The 21725-nt window shown below is 63.9% G+C and carries 22 protein-coding genes; 17 read left to right on the forward strand and 5 right to left on the reverse strand.

What is annotated here, in order from left to right:
* Position 1 precedes the first annotated feature (1 nt).
* The 6 genes from ACE10X_RS17420 to ACE10X_RS17445 all read left to right on the forward strand — a co-directional run bounded on the left by ACE10X_RS17420 (position 2) and on the right by ACE10X_RS17445 (position 6907).
* Positions 2-1120 (forward strand): SMP-30/gluconolactonase/LRE family protein, encoded by a 1119-nt coding sequence (locus ACE10X_RS17420; RefSeq protein ID WP_375764390.1) that lies wholly within the window; start codon positions 2-4, stop codon positions 1118-1120.
* Positions 1117-2658: a sugar ABC transporter ATP-binding protein gene (locus tag ACE10X_RS17425; protein ID WP_375764586.1), complete on the forward strand. Its 1542-nt coding sequence runs from the start codon at positions 1117-1119 to the stop codon at positions 2656-2658. The genes ACE10X_RS17420 and ACE10X_RS17425 overlap by 4 nt, the downstream gene beginning before the upstream one ends.
* Positions 2659-2788: 130 nt before the next feature.
* Positions 2789-3463: a GntR family transcriptional regulator gene (locus tag ACE10X_RS17430; RefSeq protein ID WP_229189506.1), complete on the forward strand. Its 675-nt coding sequence runs from the start codon at positions 2789-2791 to the stop codon at positions 3461-3463.
* Positions 3464-3574: 111 nt separating this feature from the next.
* Positions 3575-5254 (forward strand): AMP-binding protein, encoded by a 1680-nt coding sequence (locus ACE10X_RS17435; protein WP_375764391.1) that lies wholly within the window; start codon positions 3575-3577, stop codon positions 5252-5254.
* A gap of 68 nt (positions 5255-5322) precedes the next feature.
* On the forward strand, positions 5323-6570 hold the full coding sequence (locus tag ACE10X_RS17440; protein ID WP_375764587.1) for an acyl-CoA dehydrogenase family protein: 1248 nt from the start codon (positions 5323-5325) through the stop codon (positions 6568-6570).
* Positions 6571-6712: 142 nt separating this feature from the next.
* Positions 6713-6907 (forward strand): hypothetical protein, encoded by a 195-nt coding sequence (locus ACE10X_RS17445; RefSeq protein ID WP_375764392.1) that lies wholly within the window; start codon positions 6713-6715, stop codon positions 6905-6907.
* A gap of 126 nt (positions 6908-7033) precedes the next feature.
* On the opposite strand, the gene ACE10X_RS17450 is transcribed toward ACE10X_RS17445, so the two are convergent.
* Positions 7034-7273 carry a hypothetical protein gene (locus ACE10X_RS17450; protein WP_375764393.1) on the reverse strand — a complete coding sequence of 80 codons (240 nt, stop codon included), beginning with the start codon at positions 7271-7273 and terminating at the stop codon, positions 7034-7036.
* Between the two features lie 286 nt (positions 7274-7559).
* On the opposite strand from ACE10X_RS17450, the gene ACE10X_RS17455 reads away from it, so the two are divergent.
* Entirely contained in the window at positions 7560-8852 is a 1293-nt protein-coding gene (locus ACE10X_RS17455) for a c-type cytochrome (protein ID WP_375764394.1), read from the forward strand.
* A gap of 65 nt (positions 8853-8917) precedes the next feature.
* On the opposite strand, the gene ACE10X_RS17460 is transcribed toward ACE10X_RS17455, so the two are convergent.
* Entirely contained in the window at positions 8918-9196 is a 279-nt protein-coding gene (locus ACE10X_RS17460; RefSeq protein WP_375764395.1) for a hypothetical protein, read from the reverse strand.
* A gap of 16 nt (positions 9197-9212) precedes the next feature.
* Positions 9213-11183, reverse strand: coding sequence for a 4Fe-4S binding protein (locus ACE10X_RS17465; protein ID WP_375764396.1), 1971 nt, complete (start codon positions 11181-11183; stop codon positions 9213-9215).
* A gap of 152 nt (positions 11184-11335) precedes the next feature.
* Here ACE10X_RS17465 and ACE10X_RS17470 point away from each other — a divergent pair, with 152 nt between their 5' ends.
* The 10 genes from ACE10X_RS17470 (at position 11336) to ACE10X_RS17515 (ending at position 20504) form a co-directional block, all read left to right on the forward strand.
* Positions 11336-12091 (forward strand): biotin/lipoate--protein ligase family protein, encoded by a 756-nt coding sequence (locus tag ACE10X_RS17470; RefSeq protein WP_375764397.1) that lies wholly within the window; start codon positions 11336-11338, stop codon positions 12089-12091.
* Positions 12088-12627, forward strand: coding sequence for a DUF6505 family protein (locus tag ACE10X_RS17475; RefSeq protein ID WP_038381926.1), 540 nt, complete (start codon positions 12088-12090; stop codon positions 12625-12627). The genes ACE10X_RS17470 and ACE10X_RS17475 overlap by 4 nt, the downstream gene beginning before the upstream one ends.
* The gene (locus ACE10X_RS17480) at positions 12624-13631 is read left to right on the forward strand and encodes a DUF6352 family protein (protein ID WP_375764398.1); all 1008 of its coding nucleotides are present in this window, start codon (positions 12624-12626) and stop codon (positions 13629-13631) included. The genes ACE10X_RS17475 and ACE10X_RS17480 overlap by 4 nt, the downstream gene beginning before the upstream one ends.
* Positions 13628-14143: a DUF3305 domain-containing protein gene (locus ACE10X_RS17485; protein ID WP_028345030.1), complete on the forward strand. Its 516-nt coding sequence runs from the start codon at positions 13628-13630 to the stop codon at positions 14141-14143. The genes ACE10X_RS17480 and ACE10X_RS17485 overlap by 4 nt, the downstream gene beginning before the upstream one ends.
* Positions 14140-14760 carry a DUF3306 domain-containing protein gene (locus ACE10X_RS17490; RefSeq protein WP_375764399.1) on the forward strand — a complete coding sequence of 207 codons (621 nt, stop codon included), beginning with the start codon at positions 14140-14142 and terminating at the stop codon, positions 14758-14760. The genes ACE10X_RS17485 and ACE10X_RS17490 overlap by 4 nt, the downstream gene beginning before the upstream one ends.
* Positions 14761-14888: 128 nt before the next feature.
* Positions 14889-15668 carry a Cro/CI family transcriptional regulator gene (locus ACE10X_RS17495; protein WP_375764400.1) on the forward strand — a complete coding sequence of 260 codons (780 nt, stop codon included), beginning with the start codon at positions 14889-14891 and terminating at the stop codon, positions 15666-15668.
* Positions 15669-15697: 29 nt separating this feature from the next.
* Entirely contained in the window at positions 15698-15916 is a 219-nt protein-coding gene (locus ACE10X_RS17500) for a twin-arginine translocation signal domain-containing protein (protein ID WP_028345027.1), read from the forward strand.
* A gap of 2 nt (positions 15917-15918) precedes the next feature.
* Positions 15919-18861, forward strand: a complete 2943-nt coding sequence (locus ACE10X_RS17505; protein WP_375764401.1) for a formate dehydrogenase subunit alpha — start codon at positions 15919-15921, stop codon at positions 18859-18861.
* 12 nt (positions 18862-18873) lie between these two features.
* Positions 18874-19470 carry a formate dehydrogenase FDH3 subunit beta gene (gene fdh3B / locus ACE10X_RS17510; protein WP_375764402.1) on the forward strand — a complete coding sequence of 199 codons (597 nt, stop codon included), beginning with the start codon at positions 18874-18876 and terminating at the stop codon, positions 19468-19470.
* Between the two features lie 41 nt (positions 19471-19511).
* Complete coding sequence (locus ACE10X_RS17515; protein ID WP_375764403.1) at positions 19512-20504, forward strand: formate dehydrogenase subunit gamma; 993 nt, start codon at positions 19512-19514, stop codon at positions 20502-20504.
* A gap of 31 nt (positions 20505-20535) precedes the next feature.
* Here the strand turns inward: ACE10X_RS17515 and ACE10X_RS17520 are convergent, their stop codons facing one another.
* Together ACE10X_RS17520 and ACE10X_RS17525 are read right to left on the reverse strand one after the other, a co-directional pair.
* A complete protein-coding gene (locus ACE10X_RS17520; RefSeq protein WP_304499659.1) occupies positions 20536-20658 on the reverse strand; it encodes a hypothetical protein in 123 nt (40 codons plus the stop codon).
* Between the two features lie 180 nt (positions 20659-20838).
* Positions 20839-21714 (reverse strand): helix-turn-helix transcriptional regulator, encoded by an 876-nt coding sequence (locus ACE10X_RS17525; protein ID WP_375764404.1) that lies wholly within the window; start codon positions 21712-21714, stop codon positions 20839-20841.
* Positions 21715-21725: the final 11 nt, after the last annotated feature.

Consider the following 21725-nt stretch of genomic DNA (forward strand, 5'->3'; position numbering starts at 1 on the left):
CATGTCTCTGCTTGGCGATATCATCGATCGCGTGCTGTCACCGAACCGAGAAGTTCACGGCATTCCGGTGCTCGACGGCGCCTTCTCCCCGAACCAGCGGCTCGATCAGGCCCGACAGCTCGGCGATGAGATCGAGCGACCGGACGACATCGCGCTCGGGCAGGACGGCGCGCTCTACGTCTCGACCGGCAACCGCGTCCTGCGTTGCACGGGGGACGATTTCAACAGGCGCACGGCGTTCGCGACGCTCGACGGCGCGGTCGGCGGGCTGGCCTGCACGCCGGACGGCCGGCTGTTCGCCTGCGTCTCCGGCGTGGGGCTGGTGGCGCTTTCGCAGGCTGGCGAGATCATCGGCAAGCTCGAAAGCGTCGGCGGTGAGAAGATTGCCTGTCCGTTGTCGGTGACGGTCGCGCCGGACGGGGCGATCTACCTGACCGACGGCTCGCGAAACAATCGGCCGGAGCATTGGCTGACCGACCTGATGCAGAACCGCGCCCCGTCGGGCCGGCTCATCGCCTGCAATTCCTCGCTCGGCAGTGCGAGCGTGCGTGCGGACAAGCTCGCATGGCCGCTCGGCTTGGTCGTATCCGGTGACGGCAAGGAGGTCTGGGTCGCCGAATCCTGGGCCCACCGCTTGACCGCTTTTTCACGCGCGGGTGACGACAAGCGCGTGATCGTCAAGAATCATACCGGCTATCCGGCGCGTCTTGCCCGAGGCGCGAATGGTGAGGTCTGGATGGCCTTCCTCGCGCTGCGCACGCAATTGACCGAATTCGTGCTGCGCGAGCGGGCATTCTGCGAAGAGATGATGCGGACGGTACCACCGGAGCTTTGGATCGGGCCGGCACTGGATGGTCGCCTCAATCCGCGCGAACCGACCCAGATCGGCCGCATCAAGAAACTCGGCATCCAGAAGCCGTGGGCGCCGCCGCGTTCCTATGGCCTCGTCGCCCGGCTCGACGCCAGGGGCGTGGCGACGGAGACGCTGCACAGCCGCGTCGATGGTCGGGTTCATGGAATAACCGCCGTGCGCCCGATCGGCTCGCGTGTGCTGGCGGTGTCCAAGGGACGCGATTGCCTCGTCGAACTGCCGCCTGGCCGCGGCATGCAAGAAGGATGAACGCCATGCCGGCCGAACAACAGGCAGGGACCCCGCTGCTGCAGATCGTCAATGGCAGCAAGGTCTATGGCGGTCTGCACGCGATCGATGCTGTCAATTTCGATCTGCGGCCGGGCGAAATCCACGCGTTGCTCGGGGAAAACGGCGCGGGGAAATCGACGCTCTGCAAGGCGATCGCCGGTGCGATCGTGCTGACCTCCGGCGACTACCTGATCCAGGGGCGCAAGGTTTCGTTCGCGTCGCCAAAGGAAGCGCTCGAGGGTGGGGTCGCGATGGTCTACCAGGAATCCAGCCTGGTCCCCTCCATGACGGTGGCGCAGAACCTTGAACTCGGCATGGAGAAATGGGTCACGGTCTACAGCAAGATCAACATCGCGGCGACCCAGTCATTGCAATCGATGAACTTCAACGTCGACCCGCTGGTGCTGGTGGAGAATCTCGGAACGGCCAAGCGGCAGATGGTCGAGATCGTGCGTGCGGTTCGCCACAACGCCCAGGTCTTCATCTTCGATGAGCCGACCGCATCGCTGACCCCTGAAGAGACCCAACATCTGTTCCACCTTCTCAACACCCTGAAAGAGAAGGGCGCCGGGATTATCTTCATATCGCATGCGTTGGAAGAGGCATTGAACATCGCGGATCGCATCACCGTGCTTCGCGACGGCAAGCTGGTCGCCACCGTGCCGGCGAAGGACGTCACGCGTGACGCGCTGGTGCGGATGATGGTTGGCCGTGACGAAACGGCGGCGCAGTACGCGACCCACGGGGCTGATCCGGATGCGCCGAAGCCGCATGCCTCCCGCGGTGAGAAGGTACTTTCGGTCGAGAACGTGACGATGGGCAGCATCGTCAAGAACATGTCGTTCTCGGTATTCAACGGAGAAGTCGTCGGCATCTTCGGGCTAGTCGGGGCAGGACGCTCCGAGATCGCGCAGATCGTCAGCGGCGCGCGCAAGCGCAACTTCCTGCGCGGCGGGATGATCTATCTGCGGGACAAGCCGGTCCGCTACCGGGTGCCGCGGCAGGCGGTGCGCGACGGAATCGCCTATATCACCGAGGACCGCAAGGTCGACGGCTTCTTCGAAACGATGACGGTGGATCAGAATATCTATCTTGGCTATCTGTCGTCGCCGCGCGTCAAGCGGTTCCTTTACTCTACGCGCGAGATGAAGCGGATCGCCGATCAATGGATCTCGGCGCTCTCGATCTCCGCATTGAAGCGGACGCTGAAAATTGTCGAATATTCTGGCGGCAACCAGCAGAAGGTCGTGGTGGGAAAGTCTCTGGCCCAGGAGCCTACGGTGGTTATCTTCGACGAACCGACGCGCGGTGTCGATGTGAGCGCCATTCCACAAATTCACGAGGCGATTCGCAGGCTGGCGCGCGAGAACAAGGCGGTTGTCGTTATTTCTTCCTATCTGCCGGAGATTCTGGCTATCTCGGATCGGATCCTGGTCGCTCGCGGCGGACGTATCGTCGAGGAAATGGCTCGGGCTGATGCGACCGAGGACAAGATCATGTACGCGGCCATTCATTGAAGGAGGGCCTTTCATGAGTCCTTATCAGCGGCCTCCCCATTGGAAGGACATGACGCGGGACGGCAATGAGGACGATCCGGAGTCCCGTCGCCTGATGAGCGAGAGGATCGCAAGCGAGATTCGCAGCGCGGTGCTGAGCGGCGAGATGCGGCCAGGCACGCGGATTCGGCAGGAGCTCCTTGCGGCCCATTTCGGAGCAAGCCGCATTCCCGTGCGCGAGGCGCTGAAGCAGCTCGAGAACGAGGGGCTCGTCGTGATGGCGCCGAACCGTGGCGCCTGGATTGCGGACGTCAATTCGGAAGAATCGATCGAGATCTACAAGATCCGTGAAGCGGTCGAGCCGCTCGCCATCGGCGAAAGCGTGCCAAACTTGACCGACGAGGATATCGAGACGCTTGATCGCATTGTGCGCGAACTTGAGCAGGTCACCACGCTCGAGGAATACATCCAGCTTGATCGGGAGTTTCATCTACGGACCTATTCGCGGGCGCGGATGCCGCAACTGCTCGCGATGGTCGAACGCTTCTGGAACAGCACGCAGCATTTCCGGCGGCAATTTGTGAGCGAGACCTACGCCAAGGACGGATTTCCGTTCTCCGATCCCCAGCATGTCCTGATCATGGACGCGATCCGGGCGCGCGATGTCGAAGCTGCGCAGGTGCTGGTGCGCCTCCACATCCGGCGCACGCGCGTTGTGATTCAAGCAAAAGAGAGTGGGGCGGCCCAACCGCCCCTTGCAAGCCGTGCCGCGCTACCGCATGCGCGTCTCGGCTCGGTCTATCGAGGAAAAAGTGCCAATGAGTAGTGGCGGCGAACGTCTTTTGCCACGGTTCCTGCTGCGCCAGGTGGCGGCGGGCTATAGCGGCCGCCGGGCCGGACGGGGCTGCCATCGTTGCGACACTGGTGGCAAGCGGCCATGACCGTCGACCTGGATTCCGTGCCGCGTGCGCGCGCCTACGAGGAAGCTGCGGGCCGGCTGCGAGCGCGGCTCGGGGAAGCGTCGGTCGCTCCGCCCGATCCCGGAAGGCGGACGGCGCTTGATCTGTTTCGTGCCGCGCCGCGCGAGGCGCCGGCGGTGTTCTATTTCGATGCGACGCAGACCTATGCCGATATCGATCGGCTCAGCGACCGGCTCGCTGCGCGTTTCGCGCAAAAAGGAGTCGGGCGCGGCGATCGGGTGGCCGTCATTCTTCAGAATGTGCCGCAGTTCGTCATCGTCAGCGTGGCGGCCTGGAAGGTCGGGGCCATCGTCGTCAGCCTCAATCCGATGTACCGCACGCCGGAGCTTCGCAAGCTGTTCGGAGATTGCGATCCGAAGGCTGTGATCTGCCACGACGATCAATGGGAGAATGTTTTCCCGGCCGCCGGTTCGGTCGATTCCGAGCTTGTGTTCTGGACCGGCGCTGGCGAATTCCAGACGCGAAACGATGTCCGGGTGTTGCCGGTGCCGGGCGCAGCTCCGCCGGCCCAGGCGCTGGCGACGGTTTTCGCCGAAAATGCTCCCGCTCCACCGGCACCGGTTCTGACGTCCGACGACATCGCCCTTCTCTTGTATACCTCCGGAACTACGGGCGTTCCAAAGGGCGCCATGCTCACGCATCGCAATCTGGTGGCGACCGCGTTGATCTGTTGCGATCATTTCGAATTGACTGGCATGTCGCGCATCTTTGGCGTCGCGCCGCTGTTCCACATCACCGGCTTTGAGATCCAGATGGTCGCGGCGTTTGCCGCGCGTGCGGCGATGGTGCTGACCTATCGTTTCCAGCCCCAGGTCGCGCTCGATGCCTTCCTTGAATGGCGGCCGACATTCATCGTCGGTGCCATCACCGCGTACATTGCTCTGATGAACCAGGCTGACGCGACGAGCCGGCATTTCGAAAGCTTCATACATATCTATTCCGGCGGCGCACCTATCGCGCCGTCGGTCATCGATGCCTTTGCGAGACGGTTTGGACGGGCGATCCGCAGTTCCTATGGAATGACCGAACTGACCTCTGCAAGCCATCTTGCGCCCAACGAAGGTCGGATTCCGGTCGATCCTGACTCAGGCGCGCTGTCGATCGGCAGGCCGACTTCGGGCGTCGATGCAATCGTCGTTGACGACGAGCGCCGCCCGCTCGGACCCGGCGCGCATGGCGAGGTGGTTGTGCGTGGCTCAGGTGTGATGGCCGGCTACTGGAGGAAGCCGGCGGAAACCGATGAGGTGCTGACCAACGGCTGGCTGCATAGCGGCGACGTCGGCTTCTTTGATGAGAGCGGCTGGTTCTACCTCGTGGATCGCAAGAAGGACATGATCTCCGCCTCCGGCTTCAAGGTCTGGCCGCGTGAAGTCGAAGACGTGATCTATGGCTTTCCGGGCGTGCGCGAAGCAGCCGTCGTCGGCGCCGCGGATCCCTATCGCGGCGAGACGGTGGTCGCCTTCGTCTCCGCTCAACCCGGCACCGTGATCGACGTCGCCGCGCTCTCGCGCTTTTGCCGCGAGCGACTGGCGGCCTACAAGTGCCCGGTCGACATTCGCATGCTGGACGATCTGCCGAAGACGGAATCCGGAAAAATCACCCGAAACACGCTCAGGGACGGCCTGCGCGGCCGGTAAGGAGAATTTACGTGGATATCACCCAAAGCGAACGCAGCCAGCAACTGGCCGCGCGTCTCCAGCGCTTCATGATGGAGCACATCTACCCGAATGAGCGCCGATACTATCAGGAGGCCGAGCGGCTTGGGCCCTGGGCTGTGCACCCGGTTGTCGAGGAACTGAAGCCGCTCGCACAACAGGCCGGCCTGTGGAACCTGTTTCTGCCCGCGCACGAGGACGGGCTGACCAATCTCGAATATGCCCCGCTATGCGAGATCATGGGACGTTCGCATCTTGCTCCCGAGGTCTTCAATTGCAGTGCCCCTGACACGGGCAACATGGAGACCATCCTGCGCTATGGTACGGAGGCGCAGAAGGAACGCTGGCTGAAGCCCTTGCTGGCCGGCGAGATCCGTTCTTCCTTTGCGATGACGGAGCCCGACGTTGCCTCGTCCGATGCGACCAATGTGGCCAGCTCGATCGTCCGTGATGGCGACGATTACGTGATCAACGGTCGCAAATGGTACACCACCGGCGCCACCGATCCGCGATGCAAGATCATCATCTTCATGGGGCAGACCGATCCGGACAATCCGGATCGTCACAAGCGTCAGTCGATGATCCTCTTGCCGAAGGAGACGCCCGGCGTGCATGTCGTCCGTTCGCTGCCTGTGCTCGGCTTCTACGGCGTACCGGATCGTGCATCCGAGGTGATATTCACCGATGTACGCGTGCCGGCCGCCAACATGCTGCTCGGTGAGGGGCGTGGATTCGAGATCGCGCAGGGGCGGCTGGGACCCGGACGCATTCATCACTGCATGCGGCTGATCGGCCTCTCCGAGCGCGTGCTCGAGCGCATGTGCCGGCGCGCGCTGAAACGTGTCGCCTTTGGCAAGCCGCTTGCCGAGCAAACCGTGACGCTCGAGCGCGTGGCCGAGGCGCGCATGAAGATCGATCAGGCGCGGCTGCTGACGCTCAGAGCGGCCTACATGATGGACACGGTCGGCAACAAGGCGGCGCGGCAGGAAATCGCGATGATCAAGGTCGTCGCGCCGAACATGGCGCAGACCATCGTCGACTGGGCGATACAGGCGTTCGGGGGAGGCGGCACCAACAACGACCATTTCCTTTCGGCAGCACTCGCGACGACTCGCTTGTTGCGACTGGCCGACGGCCCCGACGAGGTCCACCGCAACCAGATCGGCAAGCTCGAATTGCGCCGATGGCTCAATGTCGATCCCGCACGAACCGGCGGTGGCGCGGATCCGCTGTCGCCCGATGAATCTGAATCCTGGTCCGAAGGCGGCTTGTGGCCGCGCCCGAAAGATCTGCCATAGGCGCGTTGGGAAGGGGCTGGAGCCGGAGGTCATCGGCTCCAGCGCTGATCAACAAAAGGAGAGATGTGAGCGGTCTCACAGGAGGACTGCGAGTTCTGCACTAGTCAGGGATCGGACTCGCTTAGAACCAACGGAGGTTCGCATGAAGCTCCTGATGATCGCCGGCCTGACCGCCCTCGCGCTTGTTGTGGCCGCGACGAATGTCCCGAGATCGCATCCATCGTCCGTGAGCCGCACGCCGGTGGCGGGGATGCCCACTGTGCAAGAACCAGACAAACTGCCGGTCGAAGATTTCGAAGATCGATCGCTGGTGTTTCCGAGGGGAGCACAGCAGTAGAGAGACGAGTGCCGCCGCATCTGAACGAGTCCAGATCAACGGGTCGGGAAATTCGTCCCGCGTCGAACAGTTCGACGCTTCGGATGGTTTGTCCGCGTGCACAACCGTCCCCTGGCGGGCTGTGTTTCAAAAACTCATGAAGATCGGGTTGATCCCAGCGGGATCGCCGACATCTCCCGGGAATTGAAACGACGCACGGTGGCGATCGACTATCAGGATCGCCAGAAGGAGCGCTAAGACGGCAACGATGTAGATCAGCAGTGGCGACGCGTCCCGGCTGGCGGGATTGCGATCTCGCGGCGGTAATACGCGAAAGTGCCAAAAGCGCGAGATGAACTGCAGATATGCTTTCGGATGTATTTGCATGTTCGACCTCGATTGTGAGGCGCCTTTGCCAAGACTGCGACCGCGTGGACCGTCTTTCAAGGCGCCGCTTGTCGCACCTGGAACCGAGTATGAGCTCCCCTCATTGAGCTGGATCAATGAATCAAATGGGGGCGTTCTTGCCAGAGGCCAGATCTGTCGGCCACGAACACGTTCGATCCGCAGAACGATTGCCGGCGGGAGCCGATGGACGCCAGGGGGCATTTGGCTGTGCCGCAAGAACCGGGCAGAATGGCACCGGGCTTCGCTGCGAGTGTCGCCGACGGCTATGGATTTGACCTTGCGTCTCGCCACGTTCCTTGTGACGGCATCGTTGCTTCTTGCGCTGCAACCCGCGCAGGCGCAATTGGCCGGACACGGCGGACCCGTCCGCGCGATCGCCGTTTCAGGCGATGGCAAGACGGTTCTGTCGGGCAGCTTCGACACTGCGGCGATCCGATGGTCGCTGGCAACCGAGTCTGCGGAGCAGGTCCTTCGCTTCCATTCGGGTGCGGTGAACGCAGTTGCCTTCCTCACAGATGGAAGGATGGTAACGGCTGGTGCGGACGGTCAGATTGCGATCTGGACGTCCGGCCGGCCCCAGCCGGACCGGGTTTTCGCGGACCATACCGGACCCATCGTCGGGCTCGCCGTTTCGCCCGATGCATCGCGGCTCGCATCGGCCTCGTGGGACCAGACCGTGCGGATTTCGTCGTTGTCCGACGGGGGCACGCGGGTGCTGCAAGGCCACTCGCAAAACGTGAATGGCGTGGCCTTTGCCGCCGACGGACAATCGCTGGTGAGCGTGGGCTACGATCTGACGGTGCGGATCTGGCGCCTGCCGGACGGCAGCGCCGAGATCGTCACGGTGCCGTCGCCCCTGAATGCCGTGGCGATCTCGCCTGATGGCGAAATCGTCACCGGCGCAGCGGACGGCAAGCTGCGCATGATGTCCGCCGATGGCAAGGCAGGCGCCGAGGTCATGGCCGGTACCACGCCGATCGTCGCCTTGGCGGTCTCGCATGACGGCGCCTTGATCGCCGCGGCGGCAATTGACGGCACCGTGGCGATCGTCGACCGCAAGGCGCGCAGCGTGCTGCGCACGCTTGCCGGGCTGGGCGGGCCGGTTTGGTCGGTTGCATTCCTGCCCGATGGCGTGACGCTCCTGACCGGCGGCGCCGACGGCAAGATCAGGCGCTGGAATGCACTGACCGGCGCGGCGATCGGATCGAACCTGATGGGCACGCCGGCGGATCCGCTCGCCGCCTATGCCGGCGATCACGGCGCCGAAATCTTCAGGGCCTGCGTTGCCTGCCACACATTGTCGGAGACGGAGCTGCAGCGTGCCGGTCCGACGCTTGCCGGACTGTTCGGCCGGAAGATCGCCTCGCTGCCTGGCTATCGCTTCTCCGACGCACTCAAGACGATGGACATCGTCTGGACGCCGGAGACCGTCTCAAAACTGTTCGAGATCGGGCCGAACGCCTATACGCCCGGCACGAAGATGCCGGAGCAGCACATCGGCTCGGCCGAGGATCGCCGCGCGCTCACGGACTTCCTGGCGCGTGCGACGTCGAAATAGCTCGATTTGGCGGCAGCCGCCTTGCGGCGTCCTCAAGCGAAGGCGTCAAGCCGCGATATGAGGCTCTAATACCCCGGCCATTGCTCCACCGGGATCTTCGTCAGCTCCGGGTTCTCCTTGAGCATGCGGGCGATATTGATGCTGGGATGTTCCTTGAGCGCTGTCACGACGCATTGGTTGACGTATTTGCGGCGTGACAGCCACTTGATCTTCTTGCCCTTCGCCTCGGCCTTGCAGGCGACGACCGCCTGCTTGAGGGCAACCTTTTCCGCCTTCGTAAGAGCTGCCTCGACGGCCGTGCCGGAGAGGACCGTGGTGACAAGGCACGTCGACAGAACCATCATGAATCGAGGTATGCGGCTAGTCCTTGTTCTCGCGTTGACGCAGGTAGTCATCCGTCGTCCGTGGTGGCGCGCGTTCCGGCACGTCCTGGATCGGATCGAACTGTTGTTCGCTCATGACAATGACCCGGCAATCGGCGCACATCCGCAAGGTCTCGGTCCGGCGGTCCCCGGCAGGGTACATCCAATGCCGTCCCTCGAGTTTGGTCGCGATCCGATCGATCGTGCTCTTGACGCCGAAGGGCGTGCCACAGCGAACACACAGCGCCGGTTCTTCTTCCTTGAGCACCCGCGCCGGCGCGCGTCTTGCCCGGAAGTCGATCTGCGGGGTGAGCTTGATGACTTTTTCAGGACAGGTGCTCTGACACAGACCGCACTGCACGCAGGCATCTTCCACGAATTTGAGGACGGGGCGGTCCGGATCGGCGCGGAGCGCGCCGGTTGGGCAGGCCGAAACACAGGACAGGCATAGCGTGCAACCGCCGACATCGACGGTGATCGCACCGATAGGTGCACCCTCGGGCAAGGCGATCACGTCGACCGGCTTGGGGGCGAGGCGATGCAGTTCGCTCAAGCCGAAGCGAAGCAGATCGCCGCGCTTGCCGACCGTCAGGAAAGTCGCGGGATTGTCGAGGCCGGCGAGGGGGCCAATCCCTGTCAGTTGCTCGGCCAGGGTGTCGGGGTCGTCGGTTTCGATCGTGCTCACGCGGCGACCGTCAAATCCGAGTCCGGAAAGAATGGTCTCAGCCATCCGGATCGTCTGCAACGATCCGGTCACGTCGTGTCGTGGCTTGGCGCGCAGCAGGAGCCGCACGGCAGCCGCGCCATATGCGAAGGCGCCGATGATGGCTTCCAGGCCGATCTGCGTCAGCTCGTTGACGGCGAGGGGAAGCACATTGGCCGGCAATCCGTCGCCATGGCGGGCGAGCGCATCGATCAGCGGCGTGCCGTGCTGGCTGTCGTGCAGCAGCAGGACCGGATGCGTTCCGCCGGCCTCGCGATAGGCGCGCAACATGGCGCGGAGGATCTGCAACTGGGTATCGGCGGGTGGCAGCGCGTAGGATGCCGCTCCCGTGGGGCAGGCGGCCGCGCATTGCCCGCAACCCGCGCACACCTCCGAATTGACTGCGACATGGTCGCCGTCTGGCGTGATCGCGCCGGTCGGGCACAAATCGAGGCAGCGATGGCATCCGGTCAGCTTCGAGCGCGAATGCGCGCAGAGGCTGGGTGTGAAGTCGACATATCTCGGCTTGTCGAAGCTTCCGACGAGATCGCGGGCCGCAAGCACCGCTCGCAGCATGGCCGCGGGATCCCTCGGATCCGCACGGAGATAGCCGTCCCGCAGATCGTGTGCCGGGAACAGAGGCGGCTCGCCGGAGAGGTCGAGCACGAGGTCACAGCGCGAGATCGCGCCGTTGCGCGGGGCTTCGAACTCGAAGCGGGCGCGCGAGGAGGGGCGTGGCTGCGCGTAGTCGTCGATCGTGAGCTCGAAGCCGCCAAAATGCCCGCGCGCGATGCGGATCGTGCCCTTCACGATCGGGAACACCGCCGCGGCAGGCGGCACGACGTCTGCCGGCTTCCTGAGCATGACCGTGACGTCGAGATGGTCCGCCAGCAGCCGGCCGGCCTCGATCGCGGTCTCGTCGCGCCCATAGATCAGGATGATGCCGTCGCTCGACAATGTGACCAGCGGATAGTCGGGTGCGGGAATCGCCGCCGCCGCAAGCAGCGCCGCCATCTTCGGGCCCGCATTCGCGCCGTCGCGCGACCAGCCTGCCGTCTCGCGGATGTTGACGAAGCTGATCGGGCCAGGGCGTTCGCCCATCTCATTGGTGAACTGGCCGGCCTGCTGCGTGCAGGCGACGATCAGCGGGCCGTCGACTTTTGCGGCGGCGCGGAAATGTTCGAGCTCCGCGCCGCAAAGATGACGATGGCTCCTGATCTCGCAGTTGGGACAGCCCTGCTGGATCGCGGCCACGTCAGGGCGCATCGTGTCTTCACACGAGCAGATCAGAACGGTCTTCGCTGGCTGCTCCAGGTCGATCCCTCCGCGGGTGCGGCGCCGTCTTGCGGACTCGCGCCATTCCTTCACCTCGTATAGATATTCACTATCGGAAGGAAAAGGAAAGTGGAGGACGGCCCTTGCGGTCGACCCCGACCAGCCGCGTCTCCGTGGCGGAAGCGATCCATCTGCCGCCGCCATTCACGCTCGTCCGGTTGCGTGAGAGCGGAGACGCCTTTGCTCACGCTTGCCGCATTGCACCTAAAAGCGGTGCCGGCACGCTGGTCTGCGTCGGGCGGTTCGATCTTGCCGAATTCGCCGTGGTGCTCGAGCCGGGCGAGCCTTTGGGCACCGCGCGGCGCGTCTTCTATGCGGGCATGGTCGCGCTCACCGACGCTCTGCGCGCCTATGCGCCGCCGCACAAGACGGTCGCGATCGGCTGGCCCGACGCCGTCGTGATCGACGGTGGGCTGGTCGGCGGCGGACGGATGGGATGGCCGACGTCCGCGCGCGAGGACGAGCCGCCTGCCTGGCTGGTGTTCGGTGCCATGATCCGGACGGTCGCAATGGCCGATCAGGGACCGGGCGTCCATCCGCTCGCGTCCGCACTGGATGAAGAGGGGTTTGGCGAAGCGGGAGCCGTGCAGGTGACCGAGAGCTTTGCGCGGCACCTGATGCGGGCGATCGATAGCTGGCAGACCGATGGCTTTGGCAGCCTCGCGCGGGATTATCTCAGCCGGGTTCCCCGCGAGCGGCGAACCGTGCTGCGGATCGATGACGGCGGCGATCTCCTCACGCGCCGCGTCGGAGCCGACAGGATTGAACGCAGCGTGCTCGTCAAGGCGCTCGGAACGCCGTCCTGGTTCGATCCGAAGCTCGGAGGGCCGCGACTATGAAACTGCTCCGCAGCATCGCGCTCGACCCCTCCGACACCTTCGTATTCGATGTGGCGGCCGAGCCGGGCGAATGGGCCGTTTCCGGTGCCTTCCGCTTCTGCGATCAGGATCCGACGAAGTTGACCGGCAAGGCGCGCGTCGCGTTCCGCAGTGGCTTCCTCGGGGTGCAATCCTGGGGCTGGTCGACGCTGGTACAGATTGTGCCTGCGACCGAGAACGATTGCAGCGCGCTGATCGACCGCCTCGCGAGGCAACTGATCGATCGTTTCGGTGCGCCGGATCTGGCAACCGCGCGGACGGCCGCGGAGGAGGAGGTCGCCTTCGCGCGGTCGCTCTGCAACCATCCGGTCAGCTCGCTCATTGCCGTTCACCGTTCGGTGAGCGACAGCGAAGTCCGGGAATCGTTCCGCAGGCTGCAACTGCGCCAGGGTCAGGGACACAGCAAGGCGTTCTCGTTCATGGAAGTCGAGGACGATGTCGAGCCCGACGCTGATCTCAAGCTTGCCGATATGCGCGGGGAGTCGCAGCACCGATGAATGATTTCTGGATCGCGTGCGGCCACCATCTGCTCGATCGCGACGAGAACGGCAGGCTTTGCGTCACCGACGAGTTCCTGAAGGCCTATTTCGTTCGTCCGGAGCTGATTCCGCCGGACGAAGCATGCCCGGTCGAGCGGCGGCTGCACCGCGCGCTGCTCGCTTCTCCCCGCAAGCCGGTCGGCACGGAAGAGATTGAAGCGATTGTCGATGCGGATGCCCGGGAGAACTGGCGGCTCGTGCTTGCCTTCCGCGATCTCCTTGTGCGGCATCCGACGCTGGAGCAGGCCTATCTTGCAACCGTCCGGTCCGGGACGAACGACTTGCCGCCCCTGTTCGTCAATCAGCTTGTGCATGTGATCCTGCGCAATGCGCTCGATGGCTGCGATGATCCGTTCGTGCTGCGCGCAGCCGAGCTGTTCTTCCGCCCGCAGCGCATCCTGCCGCAGGAGCAGGCCCTGCTGCTTGGCGATGAAGAGGTCGTCGGTGGACAGACTCCGACCCCGGTGCTCTCGCTGATGTCGATGCTGGGGGCGGTGACCGATGCCGAGCTCGACGTCTTGCGCGAGGACAATGCCGGCGATTACTGGCGCCGGAGCGACCATTTCGATATGGCATTCGACCTCACCGCAGGCGGCCGCGGGCCGGCAGCGCTGGCGCAGGCGATGGTGCGCTGGATCTCCCATCTGCTCGGGATCGACGTCAGTATTGAGCCGCTGCGCGAGCTGCGTGATGCACGTCTCACCTGGTATGTCGGGCTCGACGCCGACGCGACCAGGCTCGGCGACCGTCTCTGGCACGGCGAGCAACTCGACGAGCGCAGCGCCGGACGCGTGCTCTCATTGTTCCGTCTGACATTTGCGGACACGAGCGCGGCCGCAGACGAGATGCGGGGCGAGCCGGTTTATCTCATTCTGTCAATGAACGCCGATCAGAAGCTCCGGATGAAGCCGCAGAATTTGTTGACGGGGCTGCCGGTCAAACATCTGGAGATGGCGACATGAGCCCGGCTGCGCTGCCGCTTGTGCGCGTTCCCGTCGGCGTCGTGGTTGAGCGGCACCAGGCGGATTCGCCGTGGACCGACTTTGTCTGGCGTGCGGTTGCCGTGCTGCCTGACGAACCGGATACCAAACCCTGGACCGTGCTTCGCGAAGAGAACGGGACGACGCTGTTTTATGCCGGCAGCGCCACGGTCGATCTCTATGGTTCCGAGACGGCGCGCTACCGCGACAATCTCGCCTCGGGCAGTCCGGGCATCTGGACCGTATTGTCGCCGGCGGAAGGCGCCTGGCCCTATTCGGTGGCTGCCGCGACCGCCGATCCTTCGGAAGGGGAGGCGTTCACGGAGGCCGGTGCGAATCTGGTCGAGGCCGTCCCCATGCCGGAGATGCTGCGTGAGCAGATTGAAAGCTTCATTGCCGAGCACCACGTCGAACGTGAGTTCTTCAAGCGCAAGCGACGGCAGGCCGATCCGGAGGCGCTCGCGCGCCGGCAGCATGAAGGCGGACACGAATGAGTGAGGACAAGTTCCTGGCGCGCTGGTCCCGTCGCAAGCAGGAGGCAAAGGCGAACGCCACGCAGCCGGACCCGGCCATGCGCGACGACATGCAGTCGATGCCGCCGCCTGTCGTGAACGACGACGACGCGGAATTCGACCTTTCGAGCCTGCCTTCGATCGACTCGATCACGTCGGCGACCGACATCACGGCATTCCTGCGCAAGGGAATTCCGCAGGAGTTGACGCGTGCGGCGCTTCGTCGCGCCTGGAGCGCCGATCCCGTCATCCGCGATTTTGTCGGGCTTGCCGAGAATGCGTGGGACTTCAACGACCCGACCGCGATGCCGGGTTTTGGCCCCCTGGATTGCTCCGAGCCAGAGTTGGCCGCGCTCATCGACAGGATCGTCGGCGGCCTCAGCAAGCCGGTCGAGGCGCTGCCTGAGCCTCCGGTTGAAGTCGCGGATTCTTCGCAGGAATTGTGCGAGGTCGAGTTGCCGGGCATCGCGGCCGAAGAAGCCGCGACCACGGGATCCGCACCTGATCCTGTTGCAACGCAACGAACGGTCGCCGACAGCACCGAAAGCGAACGGCCGTCGGTTGAGCGCCGCACGCACGGCAGTGCGCTGCCCCGCTAGGGACCGCGACGAAAGGCCATAGCCTCAGACTATGGCGCCGATTGACCCCCTGTTGGGCCGGGACTAGGCTTCGTTAGCGCTTTGTAACAAAAGCAAAATCAGCAGACGGGACTTGGATGGAGGTCCACGTGCGTGATGCTGGCCTTGAGCGAGCCATTGACGCCGCTGGCGGCGTTGCGGAGCTTGCGCGCAAAATCGGCATCAGCCAGCCCTCTGTTTCGAACTGGAGCAAGGTGCCCGCGCAACGGGTGATCGCTGTCGAAGCCGCCACCGGCATATCGCGCGGTAATTTGCGGCCTGATCTGTACGGCGAGCCGCTCCTCTCCGAAGAGCCGATCGATTCTGTCGATGCCGCACGTGCGCAGGAATATCTGCTGCTCGCGGCGCTGTTGTCCGCCGCACCATCGAAGAAACTGCTCGATCAACTGGCTGCATTGACCGTCGATGCGACCCCGCTCGGGCGCGCGCATGCCGCGCTGGCTGAATCCGCCGCCAATGCAGTCGCGGCCAAGGTCGAACGCGAATATTTCGATCTGTTCACGGGTCTTGGCCGCGGCGAGCTCTTGCCCTACGCCTCCTACTATCTGACCGGCTTTCTCAACGAGCGGCCGCTGTCGCGTCTGCGTGCCGATCTCGCTGCGTCCGGCATCGAGCGCATCGCGAATAATTCCGAGCCGGAGGATCACGCGGCGATCCTGTGCGAGATCATGGCAGGCTTCGCGGGAGGCCGTTTCCCGACGCCCTTCGACACGCAGCGCGCCTTCTTCGGCAAACACGTCGCGTCCTGGATGGGGCGGCTGTTCGCCGACATCGAGCGCGCGGAGAGCGCCGTCTTCTATCGTACGGTCGGTGCGCTTGGTCGCGCCTTTATCGAGATCGAGACAGAAGCATTCACGTTCGCGAACTGACCTGCATCCGCAGGTCCAGGAGAGATGCGATGAGTGAAGACAGGACTACCACAGTCGGGCGCCGCGATTTCCTGCGCAAGGTCGGCGTCGGCACGGTGGGCGCCGGCGCGACACTCGCAACGCCGCTGGTCGGGGCGGCGCAAGCCGACAGCGAAACCAACGATGAGAAGCGCAAGGCGCGCTACAAGGAAACCGATCACGTCAAGGCCTTCTACCGCGTCAATCGTTATCCGGCCAAGGGAGGTTGACCGTGCTGATCAAGCGAACAAACCAGCGTTCCCTGCGCCAAGGCTCTGCCGCCAGTTTCCCCGCAGATCGGGCCGGTGGCCTCGACCGCCGCAGCTTCCTGCGCAAATCCGGTCTAGCCGGCGGCGCGCTCGCCGCGTTCGGCACCTTGCCGCTCGGCAGCGTGCGCAAGGCGGAAGCCGCGGTGGCCGGTCCGCTTACGGCGGGCGCGACCGTCCGCAAGAGTATCTGCACGCATTGTTCGGTTGGGTGCACGGTGACGGCCGAGGTCCTGAACGGGGTATGGATCGGCCAGGAGCCGAGCTGGGATTCGCCGATCAATCGCGGCTCGCATTGCGCCAAGGGCGCTTCCGTGCGTGAGCTCGTGCACAGCGAGCGGCGGCTGCGCTATCCGATGAAGCTGGTGGGCGGGCAGTGGACCCGCGTCTCCTGGGACACCGCGATCAACGAGATCGGCGACAAGTTTCAGGCTGTACGTGAGAAGTCGGGTCCCGATTCCGTCTATTGGCTCGGCTCGGCCAAGATGACCAACGAAGGCGCCTACCTGTTCCGCAAGCTCGGTGCGTTCTGGGGCACCAACAATACCGATCACCAGGCCCGCATCTGCCATTCAACCACCGTCACCGGCGTCGCCAACACCTGGGGCTACGGCGCGATGACCAACAGCTACAATGACATCCGCAATGCGAAGACGCAGGTCATCCTGGGCGGCAATCCGGCCGAGGCGCATCCCGTCTCGCTGCAGCATCTGCTCGAGGGCAAGGAGCTGCAAAAGGCCAACTTCATCGTTATCGACCCGCGCCTGACGCGCACCGCCGCGCACGCGACCGAATATGTGCGGATGCGGCCGGGTACCGACATTCCGGTGCTCTACGGCATGATGTGGCACATCCTCCAGAATGGCTGGGAGGACAAGGAGTTTATCCGGCAGCGCGTCTACGGTTTCGACGACCTCAAGAAGGAGGTCGAGAAATGGCCTCCTGAGGAAGTCGAGCGCGTCACCGGGATTCCCGGCGAGCAGCTCAAGCGCGTCGCCAAGATGTTCGCCACCGAGAAGCCGGCAACGTTGATCTGGGCCATGGGCCAGACGCAGAAGACCGTCGGCACCGCCAATGTGCGGGCGAGCTGCATCGCGCTGCTGATGACCGGAAATGTCGGCAAGGCCGGCGCCGGCGCCAACATCTTCCGAGGCCACGACAACGTGCAGGGCGCGACCGATGTCGGGCTCGATATCGTCACGCTGCCGTTCTACTACGGCCTCGCCGAGGGCGCCTGGAAGCACTGGTCGCGGGTCTGGGAGGTCGACTATGACTTCCTGAAGTCGCGGTTCGATTCCAAGCAGATCATGGAAACCCCCGGCATTCCGCTGACCCGCTGGTTCGAAGCGGTGACGTTGCCGAAGGAGCAGGTTGCCCAGAAGGACAACGTGAAGGCGGTGTTCGTGCAGGGACACGCCTCCAACAGCATCACCCGTATCCCTGAATCCCTTAACGGCCTGAAGGCGCTCGAGCTGCTCGTCATCGCCGATCCGCATCCGACGACCTGGGCCTCGCTCGCGGTCGAGGCGGGACGCACGGATGGCGTCTACATTCTCCCGGTCGCCACGCAGTTCGAGTGCAAGGGCTCGCGCGTCGCTTCCAACCGCTCGCTGCAATGGGGCGAGCAGATCGTGAAGCCGATCTTCGAGTCGAAGGACGATCTTGAGATCATCTATCTGATGGCGAAGAGGCTCGGCTTCGCCGACCAGATGTTCAAGAAGATCAAGGTCGAGAACAACCTGCCGGAGGCCGAGGACGTGCTGCGCGAGATGAACCGCGGCAGCTGGTCGACCGGCTATTGCGGACAATCGCCCGAGCGCCTCAAGGCGCACATGAAGAACCAGGCGAAGTTCGACATGCTGACGATGCGGGCGCCGAAGGACGATCCCGAGGTTGGCGGCGACTATTACGGCCTGCCTTGGCCGTGCTGGGGATCACCCGAGGTCAAGCACCCCGGCACGCCGCTGCTCTACAACACCAATCTGCACGTGATGGACGGCGGCGGCACGTTCCGGCCGCGGTTCGGCGTCGAGCGCGAGGAGAAGCTGCCGGACGGTACGACGCGGAAGGTGAGCCTGCTCGCGGACGGCTCTTATTCATTGGGGTCGGGAATCCAGGATGGCTATCCGGAATTCACGCTGGCGAGCCTGAAGAAGCTCGGCTGGGACAGCGAGCTCACCGAAGCGGAAATGGCCGTGATCAACAAGATCAATCCGGCCAATCCGGACACGGTGTCGTGGTCGCTCGATCTGTCGGGCGGCATTCAGCGCGTCGCGCTGGCGCATGGCTGCGTGCCCTACGGCAACGGCAAGGCGCGCATGAATGCCTTCGGCTTGCCGGATCCGATCCCGGTTCACCGCGAGCCGATCTATACGCCACGCGTCGATCTCGTCGCCAAATACCCGACGCTGCCCGACGCCAAGCAGTTCCGGGTGCCCAATATCGGATTCTCCGTGCAGAAGGCCGCGGTGGAGAAGGGTATTGCAAAGCAGTTCCCGCTGATCCTCTCGTCCGGCCGGCTGGTCGAATATGAGGGCGGCGGCGAGGAGACGCGCACAAATCCGTGGCTCGCCGAGTTGCAGCAGGACATGTTCATCGAGATCAATCCTGCCGATGCCGCCGATCGCGGGGTCAAGGACGGCGGCTGGGTCTGGGTCACCGGCGCCGAGAACAATTCCAGGGCAAGGATGAAGGCGCTTGTCACCGAGCGCGTCGGCAAGGGCGTTGCCTGGATGCCCTTCCATTTCGGCGGCTGGCTTGCGGGCAAGGATCTTCGCGGCAACTACCCGAAGGGCACCGATCCGATCGTGCTCGGCGAAAGCGCGAACACGATCACCACCTACGGATACGATCCCGCGACGGGCATGCAGGAGCCCAAGGTCACTCTCTGCCAGATCGCGGCGGCATAAGGAGCAACGACGATGGCACGTATGAAATTTCTCTGCGACGCCGACCGTTGCATCGAGTGCAACGCCTGCGTCACGGCCTGCAAGAACGAGCACGAGGTCCCCTGGGGCATCAACCGCCGCCGGGTCGTCACCATCGCCGACGGCAAGCCGGGCGAACGCTCGGTCTCGATGGCCTGCATGCACTGCACGGATGCGCCCTGTGCGGCGGTGTGCCCGGTGAACTGTTTCTATACCACCGCCGACGGCGTGGTTCTGCACTCCAAGGATCTCTGCATCGGCTGCGGCTACTGCTTCTACGCCTGTCCGTTCGGCGCGCCGCAATATCCGAAGGTCGGCAATTTCGGCTCGCGCGGAAAAATGGACAAGTGCACCTATTGCGCCGGCGGCCCCGAGGTCGATGGCAGCAAGGAAGAATACGAGAAATACGGTGCGAACCGGCTTGCCGAAGGCAAGCTGCCGCTGTGCGCGGAAATGTGCTCGACCAAGTCGCTGCTCGCCGGCGACGGCGAGATCATTGCGCAGATCTATAAGGAGCGCGTGCTGAAGCGCGGCTACGGCTCGGGCGCATGGGGCTGGAAGACCGCCTATCGCGAGACGATCGAGTCCTGACGACGACCTGGCGCGGGTCGCGTCGATATCGGGAGGACCTTATGGCGTGTTTTGCACGATTTGTTCGGCTCGTCATTGGCGTGGCTGGACTCCTGCTGCTCGTCTCCGCGGCTTCCCCGTCCATGGCCCAGCAGGTCAACCCGACCGCGAGCGCGGTCAAGGAGCAGCAGCTGCTGCAGGAACTGAACCGGGTGCAGGGACGCGTCAGCATTCCCGACCAGCGCTCGGGGGTTCTCGAGCAGCCGGCGGGCCGCGAATGGCGCGAGTTCCGGAACGTGACGCTGCGCTGGATCGGCGGCATCGCGATCCTTGGCATGCTCGCGGCGCTGGTCATCTTCTATCTCAGCCGCGGGATGGTGCGGTTGCAGAGCGGGCGTTCGGGCCGGACCATCGTGCGCTTTAGTGCGTTCGAGCGCTTCGTGCACTGGATGACGGCGACTTGCTTCATCATTCTGGCGATCTCGGGATTGAACGTCACTTTTGGACGTCCATTGCTTCTGCCGTTGATCGGCCACGAGGCGTTTTCCGAATGGTCGCAATGGGCAAAGTATGTTCATAACTATCTCAGCTTCCCGTTCACCATTGGCGTCGTGCTGATCTTCCTGATGTGGATCGCCGGCAATATCCCGAACAGGGCGGATGTCAATTGGATCAAGCGCGGCGGCGGCATCGTCGGGCACGATCACCCGCCGGCCTATCGTTTCAACGCCGGCCAGAAGGCGGTCTACTGGATCGTGGTCATCGGCGGAGGTCTGGTGGCAGCGACGGGATATGCGCTGATGTTCCCGTTCTACCTGTCGGGCATCGAAGGGATGCAGCTCGCGCAGATCGTCCACTCCATCGTCGCAGTGCTCTTCACGGCAGTGATGCTGGCGCACATCTATATCGGCACGATCGGCATGGAAGGCGCGTTCGAGGCGATGGGAAGCGGCACCGTCGATGTCAATTGGGCCAGGGAGCACCACAGCCTCTGGCTTGAGGAGGAGAATGCGCGCGACGCCCGACCCCAGCCCTCCGTCACCGCGGCGGAGTAGGCGGGGCGCGCGGCCGTTCGACGCGGACGCGCTACAGCCGTACGCCCGTCGTCGCAAAGGCCTGTGCGACGGGCTCTTGCACGCGGTTTAGCGCCAACGCCCCGATCGCCGCCATGACGATGGCGACGACACAGGCGAGCAAGAAGACTTTCATTGTCGTTCTCCCAAACTGATCGGGATGCCGTGAAAGTCTACACAAGATGGCGCGTCGCGAACAGCGCTGTCCGTGTGCAAACTGCGGACAAAAAATAGCGTCGGGTTCGAGTCGCTCTCCGCCGCTCATTTCCACTTCCGCTGAACTACGGTTTTCCAGCGAGTCCCTGGGGCTGAAGGGTCAGCGCGACCGGTGGGGCGCATCTTGAGGTCCGGGTCGACGCCTTGATGAAGTCGCTCTGCTGGCCGCGTGGCCTAGATTGCGTCGATGTTGCAAGGGACTAATGCGCAATTCAGAGCGAAACATGAATATGAATGCTGAGGCCGATGAGTAACCCAGCCGCAACGCGATCTCCGTGATCGGCAGGTCGCTGCCTAGCAACTCGATAGCCTTGAAGAGGCGGAGACGCTGACGCCATGCGCGCAAGCTCATGCCGACTTCGCGCTCGAAGTGCCGCGTCAAGGTTCGCGGCGACATGCCTATCTCACGCCCCCATCTCTCGGCGTGGCGAGGATTCGCGGGATCGGCGTAGAGGGTTTCACAGAGTGCCAGCAAGCCCGGGTGGGTGGGCCAAGGTAACGCTGCCGAGATCGGCGTCGCCCGCCGCAACTGATCGAGGATGAGCGCGATGACGCGAGCGGCGTAGTGACGATCCTCGCTTTTCAGCGACGCGGCTTCCACGATGAGAGTCCGCAGGAGCGGGGACACATGGATGACCGTCGTGCCGGAAGTCATACCTTGGCTGGCAGCATTGGCGACCCAGAGGCTGCGGAATTCCGCTCCCATCAGGGAGTCGACCGAATGCTTCGTACCGGTCGGCAGCCAGACGGCCTGTTCTGGAGAAATGACGACGCTCCGTCCATCCGCGTTCACGGTGAGCGCGCCTGAGATCGTGTAGACGAGCTGATTCCAGCTGTGACTGTGCTCGGCGAAGTAGCTCCTCGCGGGAAGGGACTGCACCCGAACGATCAAGGGTTTCGGCGATCCGAGGCCGTGCGGGGCATCGACCGTCTTCCAGCCGGCGTTCCCTGGCGAAAGGTGACGTTTCATCGACATAAATTGGCAAT

The sequence above is a fragment of the Bradyrhizobium sp. Pha-3 genome, from assembly GCF_042258325.1.
GTDB classification, from domain to species: Bacteria; Pseudomonadota; Alphaproteobacteria; order Rhizobiales; family Xanthobacteraceae; genus Bradyrhizobium; species Bradyrhizobium elkanii.